Source organism: Pseudomonas sp. AS2.8, from assembly GCF_014190935.1.
Lineage (GTDB): Bacteria > Pseudomonadota > Gammaproteobacteria > Pseudomonadales > Pseudomonadaceae > Chryseomonas.
This window is the reverse complement of the sequence record NZ_JACHVV010000005.1, coordinates 357,760-375,668: the sequence shown is the minus strand read 5'-3', so window position 1 is coordinate 375,668 and position 17,909 is coordinate 357,760. Positions and strand designations below refer to the sequence as shown.

The 17,909-nt window shown below is 66.9% G+C and carries 18 protein-coding genes; 11 read left to right on the top strand and 7 right to left on the bottom strand.

Annotation, left to right across the window (positions count from 1 at the left end; genetic code table 11):
* Positions 1-243 precede the first annotated feature (243 nt).
* The 6 genes from hemA to FHR73_RS20715 all read left to right on the top strand — a co-directional run bounded on the left by hemA (position 244) and on the right by FHR73_RS20715 (position 5,635).
* Positions 244-1,512 carry a glutamyl-tRNA reductase gene (gene hemA / locus FHR73_RS20740; RefSeq protein ID WP_133861550.1) on the top strand — a complete coding sequence of 423 codons (1,269 nt, stop codon included), beginning with the start codon at positions 244-246 and terminating at the stop codon, positions 1,510-1,512.
* A complete protein-coding gene (gene prfA / locus FHR73_RS20735) occupies positions 1,509-2,591 on the top strand; it encodes a peptide chain release factor 1 (protein WP_183633783.1) in 1,083 nt (360 codons plus the stop codon). The genes hemA and prfA overlap by 4 nt, the downstream gene beginning before the upstream one ends.
* A 3-nt stretch (positions 2,592-2,594) precedes the next feature.
* The gene (gene prmC / locus FHR73_RS20730) at positions 2,595-3,425 is read left to right on the top strand and encodes a peptide chain release factor N(5)-glutamine methyltransferase (protein WP_183633782.1); all 831 of its coding nucleotides are present in this window, start codon (positions 2,595-2,597) and stop codon (positions 3,423-3,425) included.
* Complete coding sequence (locus FHR73_RS20725) at positions 3,419-4,174, top strand: molybdopterin-synthase adenylyltransferase MoeB (RefSeq protein ID WP_183633781.1); 756 nt, start codon at positions 3,419-3,421, stop codon at positions 4,172-4,174. The genes prmC and FHR73_RS20725 overlap by 7 nt, the downstream gene beginning before the upstream one ends.
* The gene (gene murI, locus FHR73_RS20720) at positions 4,167-4,958 is read left to right on the top strand and encodes a glutamate racemase (RefSeq protein WP_183633780.1); all 792 of its coding nucleotides are present in this window, start codon (positions 4,167-4,169) and stop codon (positions 4,956-4,958) included. Before FHR73_RS20725 ends, murI begins: the two co-directional genes overlap by 8 nt.
* Before the next feature lie 152 nt (positions 4,959-5,110).
* Positions 5,111-5,635 (top strand): acyloxyacyl hydrolase, encoded by a 525-nt coding sequence (locus tag FHR73_RS20715; protein WP_183633779.1) that lies wholly within the window; start codon positions 5,111-5,113, stop codon positions 5,633-5,635.
* A gap of 28 nt (positions 5,636-5,663) precedes the next feature.
* On the opposite strand, the gene FHR73_RS20710 is transcribed toward FHR73_RS20715, so the two are convergent.
* From FHR73_RS20710 to FHR73_RS20695, 4 genes are all read right to left on the bottom strand, one after another.
* The gene (locus FHR73_RS20710; RefSeq protein WP_183633778.1) at positions 5,664-7,085 is read right to left on the bottom strand and encodes a deoxyribodipyrimidine photo-lyase; all 1,422 of its coding nucleotides are present in this window, start codon (positions 7,083-7,085) and stop codon (positions 5,664-5,666) included.
* The gene (locus tag FHR73_RS20705; protein ID WP_183633776.1) at positions 7,082-8,005 is read right to left on the bottom strand and encodes a MerR family transcriptional regulator; all 924 of its coding nucleotides are present in this window, start codon (positions 8,003-8,005) and stop codon (positions 7,082-7,084) included. Before FHR73_RS20705 ends, FHR73_RS20710 begins: the two co-directional genes overlap by 4 nt.
* A 10-nt stretch (positions 8,006-8,015) precedes the next feature.
* Positions 8,016-8,987, bottom strand: a complete 972-nt coding sequence (locus FHR73_RS20700) for a DUF523 and DUF1722 domain-containing protein (protein ID WP_183633774.1) — start codon at positions 8,985-8,987, stop codon at positions 8,016-8,018.
* Between the two features lie 125 nt (positions 8,988-9,112).
* Entirely contained in the window at positions 9,113-10,210 is a 1,098-nt protein-coding gene (locus tag FHR73_RS20695; protein WP_183633772.1) for an NAD(P)/FAD-dependent oxidoreductase, read from the bottom strand.
* Positions 10,211-10,275: 65 nt separating this feature from the next.
* Between FHR73_RS20695 and FHR73_RS20690 the strand changes: the two genes are divergently transcribed.
* Both FHR73_RS20690 and FHR73_RS20685 read left to right on the top strand, forming a co-directional pair.
* The gene (locus tag FHR73_RS20690; RefSeq protein WP_183633770.1) at positions 10,276-11,184 is read left to right on the top strand and encodes a TIGR01777 family oxidoreductase; all 909 of its coding nucleotides are present in this window, start codon (positions 10,276-10,278) and stop codon (positions 11,182-11,184) included.
* Positions 11,181-12,236: a ferrochelatase gene (locus FHR73_RS20685; RefSeq protein WP_183633768.1), complete on the top strand. Its 1,056-nt coding sequence runs from the start codon at positions 11,181-11,183 to the stop codon at positions 12,234-12,236. The genes FHR73_RS20690 and FHR73_RS20685 overlap by 4 nt, the downstream gene beginning before the upstream one ends.
* Positions 12,237-12,258: 22 nt before the next feature.
* On the opposite strand, the gene FHR73_RS20680 is transcribed toward FHR73_RS20685, so the two are convergent.
* Complete coding sequence (locus FHR73_RS20680; RefSeq protein WP_183633844.1) at positions 12,259-13,530, bottom strand: uracil-xanthine permease family protein; 1,272 nt, start codon at positions 13,528-13,530, stop codon at positions 12,259-12,261.
* Positions 13,527-14,165, bottom strand: a complete 639-nt coding sequence (upp, locus tag FHR73_RS20675; protein WP_145155384.1) for a uracil phosphoribosyltransferase — start codon at positions 14,163-14,165, stop codon at positions 13,527-13,529. The genes FHR73_RS20680 and upp overlap by 4 nt, the downstream gene beginning before the upstream one ends.
* Before the next feature lie 255 nt (positions 14,166-14,420).
* On the opposite strand from upp, the gene FHR73_RS20670 reads away from it, so the two are divergent.
* From FHR73_RS20670 to FHR73_RS20660, 3 genes are all read left to right on the top strand, one after another.
* Positions 14,421-14,975 carry a hypoxanthine-guanine phosphoribosyltransferase gene (locus tag FHR73_RS20670; protein WP_183633767.1) on the top strand — a complete coding sequence of 185 codons (555 nt, stop codon included), beginning with the start codon at positions 14,421-14,423 and terminating at the stop codon, positions 14,973-14,975.
* A complete protein-coding gene (locus FHR73_RS20665) occupies positions 14,972-15,442 on the top strand; it encodes a WbuC family cupin fold metalloprotein (protein ID WP_183633766.1) in 471 nt (156 codons plus the stop codon). The genes FHR73_RS20670 and FHR73_RS20665 overlap by 4 nt, the downstream gene beginning before the upstream one ends.
* 117 nt (positions 15,443-15,559) lie before the next feature.
* A complete protein-coding gene (locus FHR73_RS20660) occupies positions 15,560-15,847 on the top strand; it encodes a PA4642 family protein (RefSeq protein ID WP_007161573.1) in 288 nt (95 codons plus the stop codon).
* A gap of 82 nt (positions 15,848-15,929) precedes the next feature.
* Here the strand turns inward: FHR73_RS20660 and FHR73_RS20655 are convergent, their stop codons facing one another.
* Positions 15,930-17,831: a DEAD/DEAH box helicase gene (locus FHR73_RS20655; protein WP_183633765.1), complete on the bottom strand. Its 1,902-nt coding sequence runs from the start codon at positions 17,829-17,831 to the stop codon at positions 15,930-15,932.
* Between the last annotated feature and the right edge of the window lie 78 nt (positions 17,832-17,909).

Here is a 17,909-nt window from a genome sequence, read left to right as displayed (position 1 = left end):
GGTCAAGGCGGCCTTTTTACAGTCGGTCCATCATGCCACAAGAGTCGCCGTGGCCGCGTCGCGCATGCGGAGCGGCGGGCCGAGAAGTGCGGTGGTCGAGGCTGTTGACGCCTTTTGCCCGGCAAGATTCATTCGCCCAGGCTATGACGGCGATTGTCCGACGTCTCGTCGCTGCTGGTTGTCGCCACCGCCCGCGCGTAGGACAATGTTCGGCTTTCCCAATCCGTTCGACTGCTTGCGTCCATGGCCTTTCTCGCGCTCGGCATCAATCACAAGACCGCCTCGGTTGAGGTGCGCGAACGCGTGGCTTTCACTCCGGAGCAGACGGTCGAGGCCCTGCGCCAGCTGGAGCAGGCCACCCACAGTCGCGAAGCGGCGATTCTTTCCACCTGCAATCGCAGCGAACTCTACCTGGAGCTGGAGCCCAGCCTGGCGGAAGCCGTGCTGGCCTGGCTCGCCCAGTACCACCGGGTCCCCCTGGAAGACCTGCGCGCCAGCATCTACCTGCACCAGGACGAAGCCGCGGTCCGCCACATGATGCGGGTGGCCGCCGGACTGGATTCCATGGTGCTGGGCGAGCCGCAGATCCTCGGCCAGCTCAAGTCGGCCTATGCCGTGGCCCGCGAGGCCGGCACCGTGGGGCCGCTGCTGGGCCGGCTGTTCCAGGCCACCTTCAATACCGCCAAGGCGGTGCGCACCGACACGGCGATCGGCGAGAATCCGGTGTCGGTGGCCTTTGCCGCGGTCAGCCTGGCCAAGCAGATCTTCAGCGACCTCAGTCGCAGCCAGGCGCTGCTGATCGGCGCCGGCGAGACCATCACCCTGGTCGCGCGCCATCTGCACGAGCAGGGTGTGCGCCGCATCGTCGTCGCCAACCGCACCCTGGAGCGCGCCAGCCACCTGGCGGAAGAATTCGGCGCCCACACCGTGCTCCTGGCCGATATTCCCGACGAACTGGTCAACAGCGACATCGTCATCAGTTCCACCGCCAGCCAGCTGCCCATCCTCGGCAAAGGGGCGGTGGAGCGGGCGCTCAAGCAGCGGCGGCACAAGCCCATCTTCATGGTCGACATCGCCGTGCCGCGCGACATCGAGCCGGAGGTGAGCGAGCTGGAGGACGTCTACCTCTATACGGTGGACGACCTGCACGAGGTGGTAGCGGAAAATCTCAAGAGTCGCCAGGGCGCGGCCCAGGCCGCCGAGAAGCTGGTGCTGGCCGGGGTCGAGGACTTCATGCAGCGGCTGCGCGAGCGCGCCGCGGTGGACGTGGTCCGCGCCTATCGCCAGCAAGGCGAGCAGATCCGCGACGACGAACTGGCTCGCGCCCAGCGCCAGCTGGCCAATGGCGTCGATCCCCAGGAAGCCCTGGCGGCCCTGGCACGCAGCCTCACCAACAAGCTGATGCACGCACCGAGTGTGCAGCTCAAGAAACTATCCGCCGAGGGGCGCGTCGATGCGCTGACCCTGGCTCAGGAACTCTTCGCCCTCGACGAGGGTTTGGACAAGACATGAAGACCTCTCTGTTGCACAAGCTCGACGGTCTGCAGGACCGCTTCGAGGAGCTGACCGCGCTGTTGGGCGACGCCGAAGTCATCAGCGACCAGACCCAGTTCCGCGCCTATTCCAAGGAATACGCTGAACTCGAGCCGGTCAACCAGGCGTTCACCGAATACCGCAAGGTGCAGGCCGACCTGGAGGGTGCCCAGGCGCTGCTCAAGGACAGCGATCCGGATCTGCGCGAGATGGCCGAGGAAGAGGTCGGCACCGCCAAGGCGCGGCTGCAGGAACTGGAAGACGAATTGCAGCGCATGATGCTGCCGCGGGATCCCAATGACGGCCGCAACGTCTTCCTGGAAATCCGCGCCGGTACCGGCGGCGACGAGGCGGCGATCTTTGCCGGCGATCTGTTCCGCATGTACTCGCGCTATGCCGAACGCCAGGGCTGGCGCCTCGAGGTGCTCTCGGAGAACGAGGGCGAGCACGGTGGCTTCAAGGAGGTCATCGCTCGCGTCGAAGGCGACAGCGTCTACGCCAAGCTCAAGTTCGAGTCCGGTGCGCACCGGGTGCAGCGGGTCCCGGAAACCGAATCCCAGGGCCGCATCCACACCTCGGCCTGCACTGTGGCGGTGCTGCCCGAGCCCGACGAGCAGCAGGCCATCGAGATCAATCCGGCCGATCTGCGCGTCGACACCTATCGCTCCTCCGGCGCGGGCGGCCAGCACGTCAACAAGACCGATTCCGCGGTGCGCATCACCCACCTGCCCACCGGCATCGTGGTGGAGTGCCAGGAAGAGCGTTCGCAGCACAAGAACCGCGCCAAGGCCATGGCCTGGCTGTCGGCCAAGCTCAACGACCAGCAGGACGCGGCGGCGCACAAGGAAATGTCCGACACCCGCCGGCTGCTGGTGGGTTCGGGCGACCGCTCCGAGCGCATCCGCACTTACAACTTTCCCCAGGGCCGGGTGACCGATCACCGCATCAACCTGACCCTCTATTCGCTGGGCGAGGTGGTCAACGGCGACGTCCAGCAGATCATCGATCCGCTGCTGCAGGAATACCAGGCCGACCAGCTGGCGGCGCTGGGAGACTGAGCCATGGCGACCATCGGCGCCCTGTTGCGCGAAAGCCAGCTGCCGGATTCGCCCAGCGCCCGCCTGGATGTGGAACTGCTGCTGGCCGCCGCCCTGGACAAGCCACGCAGCTACCTGCGCACCTGGCCGGAAAAACTGGTGCCGCGCGAGGCCCTGGCGCGTTTCCAGGCCGATCTCGAACGGCGCCGGCAGGGTGAACCTGTGGCCTATATCCTTGGCCAGCAAGGCTTCTGGTCGCTCGATCTGGAAGTGAGTCCCGATACCCTGATCCCCCGCCCCGATACCGAGGTGCTGGTGGAAACCGCCCTGGCACTGCCCCTGGCCGACGAGGTGCGGGTACTGGATCTGGGCACCGGCACCGGTGCCATCGCCCTGGCCCTGGCCCATGAACGACCGCGCTGGCAGGTCAGCGGCGTGGATCGTATTGCGGCGGCGGTGGCGCTGGCGCAACGCAACGCCCAGCGCCTGCGCCTGGGCAATGCGGTCTTCCAGCAGAGTCACTGGTTCGGCGCCCTCGCCGGGCAGCGCTTCGACCTGATCGTCAGCAATCCTCCCTATATCGCCGGCAGCGATCGCCATCTGGACGAGGGCGACGTGCGTTTCGAACCGCGCAGTGCCCTGGTGGCCGGCGTCGATGGCCTGGACGACATCCGCGAACTGGTCGCGGCGGCGCCCGCGCACCTGCAGCCGAGTGGCTGGCTGTGGCTGGAGCACGGCTTCGACCAGGCCGCCGCGGTGCGCGAACTGCTGGTTCGCCAGGGGTTCGTCGAGGTCGAGAGTCGCCAGGACCTGGGTGGTCACGAACGCATCAGCGGAGGGCGTCGGCCATGCTGAGCGACAGTGAGCTGCTGCGCTACAGCCGGCAGATCCTGCTGGCCCAGGTGGATATCGACGGACAATTGCGTCTGAAAGACGCCAGGGTGCTCATCGTCGGTCTCGGCGGTCTGGGTTCGCCGGTGGCGCTCTACCTGGCCGCCGCCGGCGTCGGCGAATTGCACCTGGCCGACTTCGACCGGGTCGACCTGAGCAATCTGCAGCGCCAGGTGCTGCACGATGAAAGCCGCATCGGCCAGGGCAAGGTGGATTCCGCCCTGCAACGCCTGGCGGCGCTCAATCCCGAAGTACGCCTGGTGCCCCTGCGCGAAGCGCTGGACGCCGACAGCCTGGCGGCGCGCATCGCCACGGTGGATCTGGTGCTGGACTGCTCGGACAACTTCACCACCCGGGCGGCGGTGAATGCCGCCTGCGTGGCCACGGGGCGACCGCTGGTGAGTGGCGCGGCCATTCGCCTGGAAGGCCAGCTCAGCGTCTTCGATCCGCGTCGCGCCGACAGCCCCTGCTACCACTGCCTCTATGGCGAGGGCAGCGAGGCGGAACTCAGTTGCAGCGAAGCCGGGGTGCTGGGGCCGGTGGTGGGCCTGGTGGGCAGTCTGCAGGCGCTGGAAGCGCTCAAGCTCCTGGCCGGCTTCGGCGAGCCGCTGGTGGGACGGCTGCTGCTGGTGGATGCGGCGGGCAGTCGCTTCCGCGAATTGCGGGTCAGGCGCGATCCGGGTTGCCCGGTGTGCGGCGCCCGCCATGGCTGACGAGGCGCCGGTCGGGGTCTTCGACTCGGGCGTCGGCGGCCTGTCGGTGCTGGCGGAGATCCGCCAGCTGCTGCCGGCGGAAACCCTGCATTACGTCGCCGATTGCGGCCATATCCCCTATGGCGAAAAGACCCCTGCCTTCATCCGCGAGCGCTGCCAGCTGATTGCGGCGCGGCTGCACGCGCAGGGCGCCAAGGCCCTGGTGGTGGCCTGCAACACCGCCACCGTGGCGGCGGTGGCCGATCTGCGCGAACGCTATCCCCGCTGGCCCATCGTCGGCATGGAGCCCGCGGTCAAGCCCGCCGCGGCGGCGACCCGCAATGGCCGAGTCGGGGTGCTGGCGACCACCGGCACCCTGCAGAGCGCCAAGTTCGCCGCCTTGCTGGACCGATTCGCCCTAGGCGTCCAGGTGCTGACCCAGCCCTGCCCGGGACTGGTGGAACAGGTCGAGCGCGGCGATCTGCACGGCCCCGAGACCCGGCGCCTGCTGCAGGACTTTCTCGCGCCCTTGCTGGCAGCGCAGTGCGACACCCTGATCCTGGGCTGCACCCACTATCCCTTCCTGCGGCCCTTGCTGGCCGAACTGGTGCCACCGCAGGTCATCCTGGTGGACACCGGCGCCGCCGTGGCGCGGCGCCTGCAGAGTCTGCTGGCGCTGGACGAGCGCCTGGCGAAAGGGCCGGCCGGCCCTACGCGATTCTGGACCTCGGGCGATCCCGCCGAGCTTCGCGCCGTGCTGCCGCAACTTTGGCCGGCAGGGGCCGAGGTAAAGGCGTTCGTCTGACTTTTCCGCCAGGGTTTCGCTCGCCAAATGCCAGTCCAGCGACTAGCATCCGACCTTGTAGGTAAAAATATCCCGTGCTGTGAACACCTTCACGTCTTGATGGTCAATGCTCGCAGTTCGTAAAAACTAGAAACATCCATAAGGGCACTCTCATGAACAAATTGCTTTCGCTCGCAGTAGCCGCCGCGCTTGCGCTGGGTGGCGTGGCATCGGCACAGGCTGTGGAAATCACCGGGGCAGTCGGGGCCACCAGCCAGAGCGGCATGACCTACCGCATCGGTGCCGGCTGGAATTGGGACAAGAGCTGGTGGCAGAGCTCCACGGGCCGCCTGACCGGCTACTGGGATGCAGGCTACACCTACTGGGAAGGCGACAATGGCCGGTCTTCCGACCAGCATTCGCTGTCCTTCGCCCCGGTGTTCGTCTACGAATTCGGCCAGGGCCGGGTGAAGCCCTTCGTCGAGGCCGGTATCGGCGTCGCCGTCTTCTCCAGCACCAAGGTTGGCGAGCAGGACCTGGGCTCGGCCTTCAACTTCGAAGACCGCATCGGCCTGGGCCTGAAGATCGGCGATACCCAGCGCGTCGGCATCCGTGCGACTCACTATTCCAACGCCGGCATCAAGCAGCCCAACGACGGCATCGAGTCCTATGCGCTGTTCTACAGCCACACCCTCTGATCCAGGGCCGATATGAAAAAAGCCGGACCTAGTCCGGCTTTTTCGTGTCCGTCTTGCGCGCCATGCCGCGGTAGGCGGCCAGCGCCCGCTGGCGACTCTCGCCCAGGTCCACCAGCGGCGTCAGGTAGCGGCCTCCCGGGGTATGCACGGCCTTGCCCTTGAGGTCGGCCAGTTCCGGCACCCAGGTACGCACATAGTCGCCCCGGGCATCGATCTTCAGCGCCTGGGTGTGGGGGTTGAACACCCGGAAATAGGGCACCGAATCGGTACCGGTGGAGGCGCTCCACTGCCAGCCGCCATTGTTGGAGGCCAGGTCGCCATCGATGAGGTGCCGCATGAACCAGCGCTCACCCTCGCGCCAGTCGATCAGCAGGTTCTTGCACAGGAACATGGCCGTCAGCATGCGCATGCGATTGTGCATCCAGCCGATCTGCAGGAGCTGGCGCATGGCGGCATCGATGATGGGAATCCCGGTGCGCCCCTGTTGCCAGGCTGCGAGGCCTTCGGGGTCGTCGCGCCAGGGCAGGGCGGTCAGGTCCTGGTTGAATGGCTGGTGCCGGGATACCCGGGGATAGCCCACCAGCACATGACGATAGAATTCGCGCCAGAGCAGCTCGGTGATCCAGGTGGCCGCCCCCTGCTTGCCGCCGCTGAGCAGGCCATCGTTGGCCCGGACCGCCGCCTGCAGACACTGGCGGGGCGTCAGCACCCCGGCATTGAGATAGGCCGACAACTGGCTGGTACCGGGTTCGGAAGGAATGTCCCGCGCCCGCTGATAGTCTTCCAGATCATCCTGGATGAAGGCTGCCAGGCGCTGCAGCGCCGCCTCTTCCCCTGCCGGCCACAGCCCTTGTAGCTCGGCGGCGGTCGCAGCGAAGCCCTCAACCGCGGTGGGCAGCTCGTCCGCAGTGACCGGGCCCTGCTGCTGCTTGCCCGGGGCGGGCAGGGGTGTCGGCAGGCCGGTTTCCAGGCGTGCCAGGCAGGTCTTCCTGAACTGACCGAAAACCTTGAAATAGCCACCGCTCTTGGTCAGCACCGTACCCGGCGCGAACAGCGTCTGGTCCAGGTAGCGATGGGTCGCCAGACCCGCGTCTTCGAAGGCCTTGACCACGGCGTCGTCACGGGCGGCTTCGTTGACCCCGTATTCGTCATTGAAATGCAGGTGCTCGACGCCCAGCTCCCGCGCCAGGTCGAGCAGCACCTGGGGCGCCTGCGCCCAGTGCTCGGCGCGGCGGACCAGCAAGGGGATACCAAGAGACTCGAGTGTCTTGCCCAGTTCGGCGAGATTGCGCAGCCAGAAGTCGACCTTTACCGGCGCCTCGTCGTGCACCTGCCATTGGGCGGGACTCAGCAAGAAGACGGCTGCCACCGGCCCCTGTTCGGCGGCGGCGTGGAGAGCGGGATGATCGAGGGTGCGCAGGTCGGTTCGAAACCAGACGAGCTGACTCATGCATGGCGTTCCTGACGCAGCAGCCCGGCACTCTGCAGGCGATCGAAGGCCTCGCCTGGACTGCGCGCCGGTGCGGCATCGGCGGTGAGGGATTCGCCCAGCGCACCGAGGGTCAGGCAGGGACGCGCATGGCGATTGGCGAAGGTCTGCAGCTGGCGACGCAGCTCGCTGTCGGGGCGGCTGTCACGGCAGAGAATCAGTGCCCGGGGTTCGAGCTGTTCGACCAGGCGATCCAGATTACCCGCGGGTACCGACCACTCCACCAGTTCCACCGGGCATTCCGCGGCGCTGATCAGCCAGGCGCAAAGCCACAACGAGGTGTTCATCGGCGTCTCGTCGAGATTCAGCAGCACCAGGGGCGCGCCTCTCAGGCTGTGCTGGCTGTGATAGATCCGCGCACCCAGCTTGCTGCGCAGCCAGGACTGGAAGAACACCTGTTGCAGACGACCATCGTCGGTCGCCTGGCTCAGGCGCTCCAGCTCCCGCAGCAGCGGCCAGAGCAGCTGGTCCAGCAGCACCCGGGGTGGATAGAGCGAGGCGGCGCGGTTGTAGGCTTCGTCCAGCGCACGTGAAGCCAGTCGGCCGATGGCGTCCATCATCTCCTGATGGATGGCCTGCCAGGGCGTATCGCTGGGGATCACTGCGGGCCGTTGTTCGTCGAGCAGCCCCTTGACCTGGCTGACCGCCACGCCGCGGGCGATCCAGGCGAGGACCTGCTGCACGCGGACCACATGGGCCTCGCTGTACAGCCGATGACCCTTAGGCGTGCGCTTGGGGACCAGCAAGCCATAGCGCCGCTCCCAGGCCCTCAGCGTCACGGCGTTCACGCCGGTACGCCGGGCGATTTCCCGGATGGGCAGCCAGCCCTCGTGGAGAGCGGACTGGTAGTCCTGATCTTCGCCGTTCGACGACGAAGGCAAGGGAGTGGCGCTAGATGGCATTTCGCAGACTCAGACGTTCGGGGTGCGGTTGGAGATAGGCCTGCTCGTTCACATAACGATCCGGATGCTGGCGGAAGTGGTGCTTGAGCAGCGTCAGGGGCACGACCAGGGGGACGATGCCCTCGTGGTACTGCTCGATCAGTTGCTGCATTTCCTGCTTCTCGCTGTCGCTCAGGACCCGACGCAGATAACCGAATAAATGATAGAGCACATTGCAATGAGTACCACGGGTGGCGCACTTCTTCAGCGCGGCCATCAGGCCGCTGAAATACTCCTGCCCCAACTCGTCCAGATTGCGCTGGCCGATGCTGCCGACCAGCTGGCCGAGGGCCCGCGCGCGATGGGCGTCATGGGCCATGAGCTGGTACTTGTAGCGTGAATGATAGGACAGCAGCGCCCGCGCCGTCAGACCTTGTTGCAGCAGTTGCTGCCAATGGGCATGGGCGAAGACGCGGGTGACGAAGTTTTCCCGCAGCACCGCATCGTTCAGCCGACCGGCTTCTTCCACCGGCAGGTCCGGTCGTAGACGCATGACGGCGGCGGCGAACAGGCCGCGGCCCTCGGTTTCGCTACCCTGGCCGTTGGCATGGTAGACCTTGACGCGCTCCATGCCGCAGGAGGGCGATTTCTGCATGAAGATGAAGCCGGACAGGTCGGTCAGCTCACCCGCCATCTTTTCCCCGTAGCCGGTCAGGGCGGCGGTCACGTCCAGGCTGGGGTCGACGGTACCCACCGCGCGCGGCGCCTGGGAGTCGCCCACCAGCCGGATGGGTTCGCGGGGCGTGCCGAGACCGATGGCCATTTCCGGGCAGACCCGGACGAAGTCGAAGTGCTCCGCGAAGGTCTGGCTGCAGAGCCGGGATTCCTTGTGTCCACCGTTGTAGCGGACTTCGTCACCCAGCAGGCAGGCACTGATACCCAGGCGCGGGCGGGGCAGGCTGGAGGAGGAGTTGGCAACCATGGAGATCCCCTGTCGTGTATTTTCTTGTACAAGGTTTTCCTATTTGTACAAGTTTGGTGCAACTTACGACAGGGGGCTGCGGCAAAAGATTCGCCGCAGGTTACAGACGGCGTGCGCTTCGTCGATTAATCCAGACTGCCCAGGAGCTGCTGCGCGGCCTCATGACCACTCAACCAGGCACCTTCCACCCGACCGCTGGAGCACCAGTCGCCACAGACGAAGACGCCCATGTCGGGATCGGCCAGGGCGCCCCACTGGTGGGGTTGCGCGGGGCGGGCATAGAGCCAGCGATGGGCCAGGCTGAAGGTCGGCGCCGGCAACGGGCAGCCGATCAACTCGGCGAAGGCGCCATGCAGGCGTTCGATCACCTCGTCCTTGGAGGCGTCGATGTGCGCCTTGCTCCAGGTGCTGGTGGCATGCAGGACCCAGGTGTCCAGGGTGGTGTCGCGCTCGGGCTTGCAGCGATTGCGCGCCAGCCAGTCCAGTTCGCTGCCCTGCACGAAGCAGCCTTCCACCGGGGTCTGCAGGGGGGTGGGGAAGGCCAGGGCCACCGACCAGGTCGGTTCCATGCTGACGCCGGCCACGGTGGCCGCCAGCTTGGGCACGCTGGACAGCAGCGCCGTGGCCTGGGGCGCCGGCATGGCGATGATGACCTGGGCGAAGGGCCCATGGGTCTCGCCGCCGGCATCCAGCAGGTGCCAGTGCTGGGCTCCGCGAAAGACCTCGGTGATACGGCAGTCGAAGGTAACCGGCAGATCGGCGAGGAGGTGGCGGGTGATGGCGCTCATGCGCGGCACCCCGACCCAGCGCGGCTGTTCGTCCTGGGACGGACTCAGGCGACCGTCGCGATACTGGTAGAGCGCCGGATTCCATTCGGCCGCGCAACCGGCCCGACGCCACTCGTTGAGGGCGTCGATGAAGCGCCGGTCGCGGGCGGTGAAATACTGGGCGCCCAAGTCGAGGGCGCCGGCTTCGCTGCGCTTGCTGGCCATGCGGCCGCCGCTGCCGCGGCTCTTGTCGAAGATCTGGACCTGCTGCCCGGCGCGAATCAGCGTCTGGGCCGCGGCAAGTCCGGCTATTCCTGCGCCAACGATGGCGATGGGGGCAGTCATGATGGACCTCGCTTGTCTGACGATTCGCCCTTGTCGAACGTTTGCGCGCGCAAGGGCTCTACGGCTACGACTGGCAACCGTTCTGGATCTTTCGACCCACGACCATACCAAACAATCCTCTTCCCTTCGTTCAGATGCATACGGGCGGCAGGGCAATACGAGAAGGAAGTGACGACATGCATATCCTGCTGACCGGTGGCACCGGATTGATCGGCCGTGCGCTGTGCCGCCAATGGGCGGCCGCCGGGCACCAACTCACCGTGCTCAGTCGCGACCCTGGGCGAGTGGCGCGCGAATGCGGACCTGGCGTGCGCGGTATCGCCCAACTGGAGGCACTGGGCGACGAACATCTGGACGCGGTGGTCAACCTGGCCGGCGCCCCCATCGCCGACAAGCCCTGGACCCGGGGGCGCAAGGCCGAACTCTGGCAGAGCCGCATCGGCACCACCGAGCGCCTGATCGAATGGCTGCGTGGCCGCCCGCAGAAACCCGCGGTCCTGCTGTCCGGCTCGGCCACCGGTTTCTATGGCGACAGCGGCGAGAAGCCGGTGAGCGAGGCGGACAGCCTGGCCGGTCCCGACTTCGCTGGCGAGTTGTGCCTGGCCTGGGAGCAGGTCGCCAACGAAGCCGAGAAGCTGGGCATCCGCGTGGTCAACCTGCGTACTGGCCTGGTGCTGGCCGCCGACGACGGCTTCCTGCTGCGCCTGCTGCCGCCCTTCCGCTTCGGTCTCGGCGCGCGCCTGGGCAATGGACGCCAGTGGATGCCCTGGATTCATTTACGGGATCAAATCGGGGCCATCGATTTTCTTCTCAACCGAAGCGACGCCCAGGGTCCCTATAATCTCTGTGCCCCCCAGCCGGTCCGCAACCGCGAGTTCACCGAAGCGCTGGGACGGGCCTTGCGGCGCCCGGCGCGATTGCTGATTCCCGCCTTCGCCCTGCGCCTGATGGGAGAGCTGTCCATCCTCCTGCTGGGTGGCCAGCGCGCCCGGCCCGAGCGCCTGCTCGCGGCCGGGTATGTCTTTCGCTATCCCGAGCTGGACGCGGCCCTGGCCGACCTGCTCGCTGCCAAGGATTCACGATGACTACCAACGCTCTGCTGCTCGCCAACCTGGGTTCGCCCGATTCGCCCCACGTCCCCGACGTGAAGCGCTATCTGAACCAGTTCCTGATGGACCCCTATGTGGTCGATCTGCCCTGGCCGCTGCGTCGCCTGCTGGTGTCCCTGGTACTGATCAAGCGACCGGCCGCCTCGTCCGAGGCCTATGAGTCGATCTGGTGGGACGACGGCTCGCCGCTGATCGTGCTCAGCCGCCGCTTGCAGGACGCCGTACGGCCCCTCTGGCGGCACGGTCCGGTGGAGCTGTGCATGAGATACGGCGAGCCCTCGGTGGAAACCGTGCTCAAGCGCCTGGCTAGTCAGGGCATCCGCGAGGTGACCTATGCGCCGCTCTATCCGCAATTCGCCGACAGCACCACCACCACCGCCATCGTAGAGGCGCGGCGGGTGATCGAGGCCCACCAGCTGCCGCTGACGCTGAAGATCCTGCCGCCGTTCTACGACCGTCCGGAATACCAGGCGGCGCTGGCGGCCAGCGTCGAGCCCTATCTGCAGGAGCCCTACGACCACCTGCTGCTGTCCTTCCACGGCCTGCCCGAACGGCACATCCGCAAGCTGGTCAAGGATCGCAAGCACGACCTGCGCGCGCCCGACAGCAGCAAGGTCTCCGCCAAGGCCCTGGCCGTCTGCTATCGCAGCCAGTGCCAGCGCACCGCCGAACTGGTGACCCGGCGCCTGGGCATTCCCGATGGCAAGTGGTCGGTGTCCTTCCAGTCGCGACTGGGCAAGGACAAGTGGATCGAGCCCTACACCGAGGCGCGGCTGGACGAGCTGGCCAAGGCCGGCATGAAGCGTCTACTGGTGATGTGCCCGGCGTTCGTCGCCGACTGCATCGAGACGCTGGAAGAGATCGGCGATCGCGGGCGCGAGCAGTTCATCGAAGCCGGTGGCCGGGAGCTGGTGCTGATTCCCTGCGTCAACGACGACCCGGCCTGGGCGCAGGCGCTGGTGGCATTGTGCGAAGAGGTGGCGGAACTGCCGCCGCAGCCGATCGAGCAACCGCGGATGCCGGCCTAGGCCGGCATCCGGGACCGCGTCCTCAGAGCAGCGGGCGCTCTGGCGGTTCGGCGTCCTTCTTCCAGGCGTTGTGCCCGGGCAGGACCAGGTTGAGACCGATGGCGATCAGGCCGCAGAGGGAGATGCCCTTGAGGCCGATCTCGCCGTTGCCGAAGACGATGCCGCCGATGCCGAACACCAGGGTCACCGAGACGATCACCAGGTTGCGCGCCTCGGACAGATCCACCTGGTGGCGGATCAGGATGTTCAGCCCCACCACCGCGATGGAGCCGAACAGCAGGCAGAGGATGCCGCCCATGACCGGCACCGGGATGGTCTGCAGCGCCGCTCCGAACTTGCCGACGAAGGCCAGCACCATGGCGAAGCCGGCGGCCCACAGCATGACCCGCGGATTGTGGTTCCTGGTCAGCATCACCGCGCCGGTCACCTCGGCGTAGGTGGTGTTGGGCGGACCTCCGAACAGACCGGCGGACGAGGTGGCCAGGCCGTCACCCAGCAGGGTGCGGTGCAGGCCGGGCTGCTTGAGGTAGTTCTTGCCGGTCACGCCGCCCACCGCGATCACCCCGCCGACGTGCTCGATGGCCGGCGCCAGGGCCACCGGCACCATGAACAGGATGGCACCCCAGTGGAATTCCGGCGCGACGAAGGCCGGGATCGCCAGCCAGGGCGCGGCGACCATGCCCTCGGTATGAACGATGCCGAAGACGAAGGCCAGCGCGTAGCCGACAGAGACCCCGGCGAGGATGGGCACCAGGCGGAACATGCCCTTGCCGTAGATGGCCACCAGCAGGGTGGTGACCAGCGCCGGCATGGAGATCATCATCGCCGTGGCATAGGGCACCAGCTGGGCGCTGCCGTCCCCGGCCTTGCCCATGGCCATGTTGGCCGCCACCGGCGACAGTCCCAGGCCGATGGAGATGATCACCGGGGCGATCACCACCGGCGGCAGCAGGCGATCGATGAAGCCCACGCCGCGCACCTTCACCGCCAGCCCGAGGAAGGTGTAGACGAAGCCGGCCGCCACCACCCCGCCGAGCACCGCCGGCAGACCGAATTCAGCCTTGGCGGCGATGATCGGGGCGATGAAGGCGAAGCTCGACGCCAGGAACACCGGCACCTGGCGACCGGTGACCAGATGGAACAGCAGGGTGCCGAAGCCTGCGGTGAAGAGGGCCACATTGGGGTCCATGCCGGTGATCAGCGGCATCAGCACCAGGGCGCCAAAGGCCACGAAGAGCATCTGGGCGCCGACCAGGATCTCCCGCCAGAGCGGTTCCCGCGCGGTCACGCTCAGGCGTCCTTCTGCTTGGTGCCGAAGATCTTGTCACCGGCATCGCCCAGACCCGGCAGGATGTAGCCGTGCTCGTTGAGGCGCTCGTCGATGGAGGCGGTGTAGAGGCGCACGTCCGGGTGGGCTTCCTCGACCGCGGCGATGCCCTCGGGCGCCGCGACCAGCACCAGGGCGCGGATTTCCTTGGCCCCGGCCTTCTTCAGCAGGTCGATGGTGGCGATCATGGAGCCGCCGGTGGCCAGCATGGGATCGATGATCATGGCCAGGCGCTGGTCCAGTTCACCTACCAGCTTTTCCAGGTAGGTGTGGGCCTGCAGGGTGGATTCGTTGCGGGCGAGGCCCACCACGCTGACCCGGGCGCTGGGGATCAGGCTGAGCACGCCGTCGAGCATGCCGATGCCGGCGCGCAGGATGGGCACCACGGTGACCTTCTTGCCGGAGATCTTTTCCACCTTGACGGTGCCGCACCAGCCTTCGATGTCCACCTCTTCCACCGGCAGGTCCTTGGTCGCTTCGTACGTCAGCAGGGCGCCGACTTCCTGGGCCAGTTCGCGGAAGTTCTTGGTGCTGATGTCGGCGCGCCGCATCAGGCCGAGCTTGTGACGGATGAGCGGGTGGCGGATTTCGTGGACGGGCATGGGATTCTCCAGAGACGGTAGGGCAGCGGATCGAGGACGTTTTCGGTACGACCGGCGGCCCGAAGGCCTGCCGCAGGAAGGGCAGGCGCACAAAAAAACCGCGGTACATTAAAGCATCCGACTCGAGGTGGGCAGTACCCTGCGACAATAGTAGCCGCCTGGCGGCGCTTGAGATCGCTTCGCGGTGTCTGTACCTTTGCCGCCTTTTATCCGCGCCAACCATCAGGCAGGCGCCCCATCCCCCGGAGAAGCCCCATGTCCGCCGATCTCGCCCACATCCGCCAGATCATGCAGGAAGCCGATTGCCTGTATGACGAAGCCCAGGTCGAAGCGGCCATCGACCGGATCGCCGCGTCCATCACCGCCGATCTCGCCGAGCGCAATCCGGTGGTCTTCTGCGTGATGAACGGCGGTCTGATCCTGACCGGCAAGCTGGCCACCCGGCTGAATTTCCCGCTGGAAATGTCCTACCTGCACGCCACCCGCTATCGCAACGAGACCACCGGCGGCGAGCTGTTCTGGAAGGCCAAGCCCGAGGTGTCCTTCATCGATCGCGATGTCCTGATCGTCGACGACATCTTCGACGAGGGCCACACCCTCAAGGCCATCATCGACTTCTGCCGCCATGCCGGCGCCCGCGAAGTCCACACCGCGGTGCTGATCGACAAGACCCACGACCGCAAGGTCAAGGGCCTGGAAGCCACCTACGTCGGCCTGCCCTGCATCGATCGCTACATCTTCGGCTACGGCATGGACTACAAGGGCTACTGGCGCAACGCGCCCGGCATCTATGCCGTGAAGGGGCTGTGACCGCGCGGCTGTTCGATCAGGCGCTGTTCGCCGACCTGCTCCGGCAGGCGGCAGCCAGCCCGCGTCGGCGTGCCCATCACAACCTGCATCGCATGGAAGAACCCTGCCATCGCCTGGTGGTGGGAATGTGCGAAGACAGCTACATCCCGCCCCATCGCCACCTGGATCCGCACAAGGCCGAGAGTCTGCTGGTGCTGCAGGGTCGGCTCGGGCTGCTGACCTTCGGCGACGAAGGGCAGGTGCTGCTGCGCCGCGAACTGTCCCAGCGCGCCGGTTGCCCGGGCGTCGATCTCGCCGCCGGGCACTACCATGCGCTGGTGGCCCTGGAGGGCGACTGCCTGTTCTTCGAATGCAAGGCCGGACCCTTCGTGCCCCTGGACGAAGCTGAACGACCGGCCTGGGCCCCACTGGAAGGCGCAGCCGATGCCGAGCGCTATCGCCGCTGGATGCGCGCTCAATTCGATTGAACTTTTGATCGGGGTCGCGGTATTGCCGCGGTTTTGTCACTGGCGGGCAGGTGAGGGGCGGGGTTAGAATCGGCCCTCCTTTTCTCCAAAGAATCCCCCAGCACAGGTAGCCAAAGGATGCGCAAGGATAAAAAGCAGGTCATCGGTGAAGAGATCAGCGACGAGCAGATCAAGCTGTTTCTCGCGGTCGAGCCGGCGGACGATACCCCCGCGTCTCTGCACAAGCTGGTCAAGGCCTATCGCGGCCTGCGCCCGGACGACTTCGAGCGCTTCGTCGGCTTCTTCGTCGAGGCCGGCTACGATCTGGATGCCCGTAACGACCAGGGCGAAGACTTCATCGAGCTGATCCGCAGCCATCGCCAGGCCGAGCCCTATATCGACGCCTTGCGCGCCGCCCACGCCTGATTGGCCGCATAAAAAAGAAACCCCGCCATGGCGGGGTTTCTTTTTGCCTGGTGAGCGGGCCGCCTGAGCGACCCGGCGGCCATCAGGCGTCGCGGTTGCGGGTCAGCAGCGCGGGCTTTTCGCTGCGCGGCCGGCTCGGCATCTCTTCCAGCTGCTCCAGGGTCGGCAGGCGATCGGCACGCGACGGCTTGTGCACAATCTTCGGCTGCGGCTTGTTCGACGCCCGCTCCTCGGTGGCATAGGCGCGCGGTTCGCTGGGCGCGGCTTCGTAGGGCCGGGCGGCACGGGGCTGGCCGTTCTGGCCACGCCGCTTGCCGGGCTGCTGCTGTTGCTGGCTGCGCGGACCGCGGGCAGCACCCTGGCCCTGGCCCTGGCCTTGACCCTGGCGGGGCTGGCCTTGGCTGCCGGTCGCGGCGGCGCGCGGTGCGTTGCCGCCGTTGCCACTGCGCGGACCCTTGCGACCCTTGCCCTGGTAGGGGCTCACGTAGTCGACGCTGTTGCCGAAGTTGTCGTAGGCATCATCCAGGAATTCTTCCGGATCACGATTGCGCGGCTGCTGGGCGACGGCCTGGCCGGGTTGCACGGCGGCCTTGTCCTGGCCGGCGTCATCGCGATCGCGGCGGTCGCGACGATTGCGGGAACGACCCTTGCGCTCACCCTGGGGCTGGGCGCCGGACTGCTCGCCACTGGCGGCCTTGCCCGGGTTCTGGCCCTGGCCCTGATTCTGGCTTTTGCCTTCGCTGCGCGCCGGCTTGTCGGCCTTCTTCTGGCGATTCTGCTGCGGCTTGCCACGCGGCTCGCGCGGCGCCCGGACTTCCGGCTGCTCGGGCGGCACGGACTGCGGGTCGAAGCCCTGCATGTCGCCGTCCGGGATGCTCTGCTTGGTCAGGCGCTCGATGGCCTTGAGCAGTTTCTCTTCGTCCGGCGAGACCAGCGAAATGGCTTCGCCGCTACGACCGGCCCGACCGGTACGGCCGATGCGGTGGACATAGTCTTCCTCGACATTGGGCAGCTCGAAGTTGACCACGTGGGGCAACTGATCGATGTCCAGGCCGCGGGCGGCGATGTCGGTGGCGACGAGGACACGCACCTCGTTGCTCTTGAAGTCGGCCAGGGCCTTGGTGCGGGCGTTCTGGCTCTTGTTGCCATGGATCGGCGCCGACGGCAGGCCATGCTTGTTCAGGTACTCGGCCAGGCGGTTGGCGCCGTGCTTGGTCCGGGTGAACACCAGCACCTGTTCCCAGGCACCCAGGGTGATCAGGTGGGCGAGCAGGGCGCGCTTCTGGTTGGCGGGGATGCGGAACAGCCGCTGTTCGATGCGCTCGACGGTGGTGTTCGGCGGGGTGACCTCGATCCGCTCGGGATCCTGCAGCAGCTTGCCGGCGAGGTCGGTGATGTCCTTGGAGAAGGTGGCCGAGAACAGCAGGTTCTGGCGGCGGGCCGGCAGACGGGCCAGGACCTTCTTCACGTCGTGGATGAAGCCCATGTCCAGCATGCGGTCGGCTTCGTCCAGCACCAGGATCTCGACGGCGGACAGGTCGACGCTCTGCTGACCGGCGAGGTCCAGCAGACGACCCGGGCAGGCGACGAGCACGTCGACACCCTTGGCCAGGGCGGTGACCTGCGGCTTGAGGCCGACGCCGCCGAAGACGCAGGCGCTGCGCATGGGCAGGTCGCGGGCGTACACCTTGAAGCTGTCATGGACCTGGGCCGCCAGTTCACGAGTCGGCGTCAGCACCAGCACGCGGGGCTGCTTGGCCACATAGTGGTGACCATCGGGATGACCGTTGGGAAACAGGCGCTCGAGCACCGGCAGCGCGAAGCCACCGGTCTTGCCGGTGCCGGTCTGGGCAGCCACCATCAGATCGCGACCCTGCAGGACGGCCGGAATGGCGCGTTGCTGAACAGGCGTGGGATTCGTGTAGCCAGCGTCTTCCACAGCGCGGGCAAGGGCCTCGGAGAGACCGAGGGAAATGAAGGACATGCGGGGTTCCTGTCTCTGTCGGCGTCCCGCCGACGTGGGGGCGCGGTTGCGCTGCCGGTTGACGTCCGAAAGGCTTGG

Excerpts from the sequence above, each read along its gene's own strand:
- hemA (WP_133861550.1), top strand. The coding sequence starts at position 244 with ATGGCCTTTCTCGCGCTCGGCATCAATCACAAGACCGCCTCGGTTGAG.
- prfA (WP_183633783.1), top strand. The coding sequence starts at position 1,509 with ATGAAGACCTCTCTGTTGCACAAGCTCGACGGTCTGCAGGACCGCTTC.
- prmC (WP_183633782.1), top strand. The coding sequence starts at position 2,595 with ATGGCGACCATCGGCGCCCTGTTGCGCGAAAGCCAGCTGCCGGATTCG.
- FHR73_RS20725 (WP_183633781.1), top strand. The coding sequence starts at position 3,419 with ATGCTGAGCGACAGTGAGCTGCTGCGCTACAGCCGGCAGATCCTGCTG.
- murI (WP_183633780.1), top strand. The coding sequence starts at position 4,167 with ATGGCTGACGAGGCGCCGGTCGGGGTCTTCGACTCGGGCGTCGGCGGC.
- FHR73_RS20715 (WP_183633779.1), top strand. The coding sequence starts at position 5,111 with ATGAACAAATTGCTTTCGCTCGCAGTAGCCGCCGCGCTTGCGCTGGGT.
- FHR73_RS20710 (WP_183633778.1), bottom strand. The coding sequence starts at position 7,085 with ATGAGTCAGCTCGTCTGGTTTCGAACCGACCTGCGCACCCTCGATCAT.
- FHR73_RS20700 (WP_183633774.1), bottom strand. The coding sequence starts at position 8,987 with ATGGTTGCCAACTCCTCCTCCAGCCTGCCCCGCCCGCGCCTGGGTATC.
- FHR73_RS20690 (WP_183633770.1), top strand. The coding sequence starts at position 10,276 with ATGCATATCCTGCTGACCGGTGGCACCGGATTGATCGGCCGTGCGCTG.
- FHR73_RS20685 (WP_183633768.1), top strand. The coding sequence starts at position 11,181 with ATGACTACCAACGCTCTGCTGCTCGCCAACCTGGGTTCGCCCGATTCG.
- upp (WP_145155384.1), bottom strand. The coding sequence starts at position 14,165 with ATGCCCGTCCACGAAATCCGCCACCCGCTCATCCGTCACAAGCTCGGC.
- FHR73_RS20670 (WP_183633767.1), top strand. The coding sequence starts at position 14,421 with ATGTCCGCCGATCTCGCCCACATCCGCCAGATCATGCAGGAAGCCGAT.
- FHR73_RS20660 (WP_007161573.1), top strand. The coding sequence starts at position 15,560 with ATGCGCAAGGATAAAAAGCAGGTCATCGGTGAAGAGATCAGCGACGAG.
- FHR73_RS20655 (WP_183633765.1), bottom strand. The coding sequence starts at position 17,831 with ATGTCCTTCATTTCCCTCGGTCTCTCCGAGGCCCTTGCCCGCGCTGTG.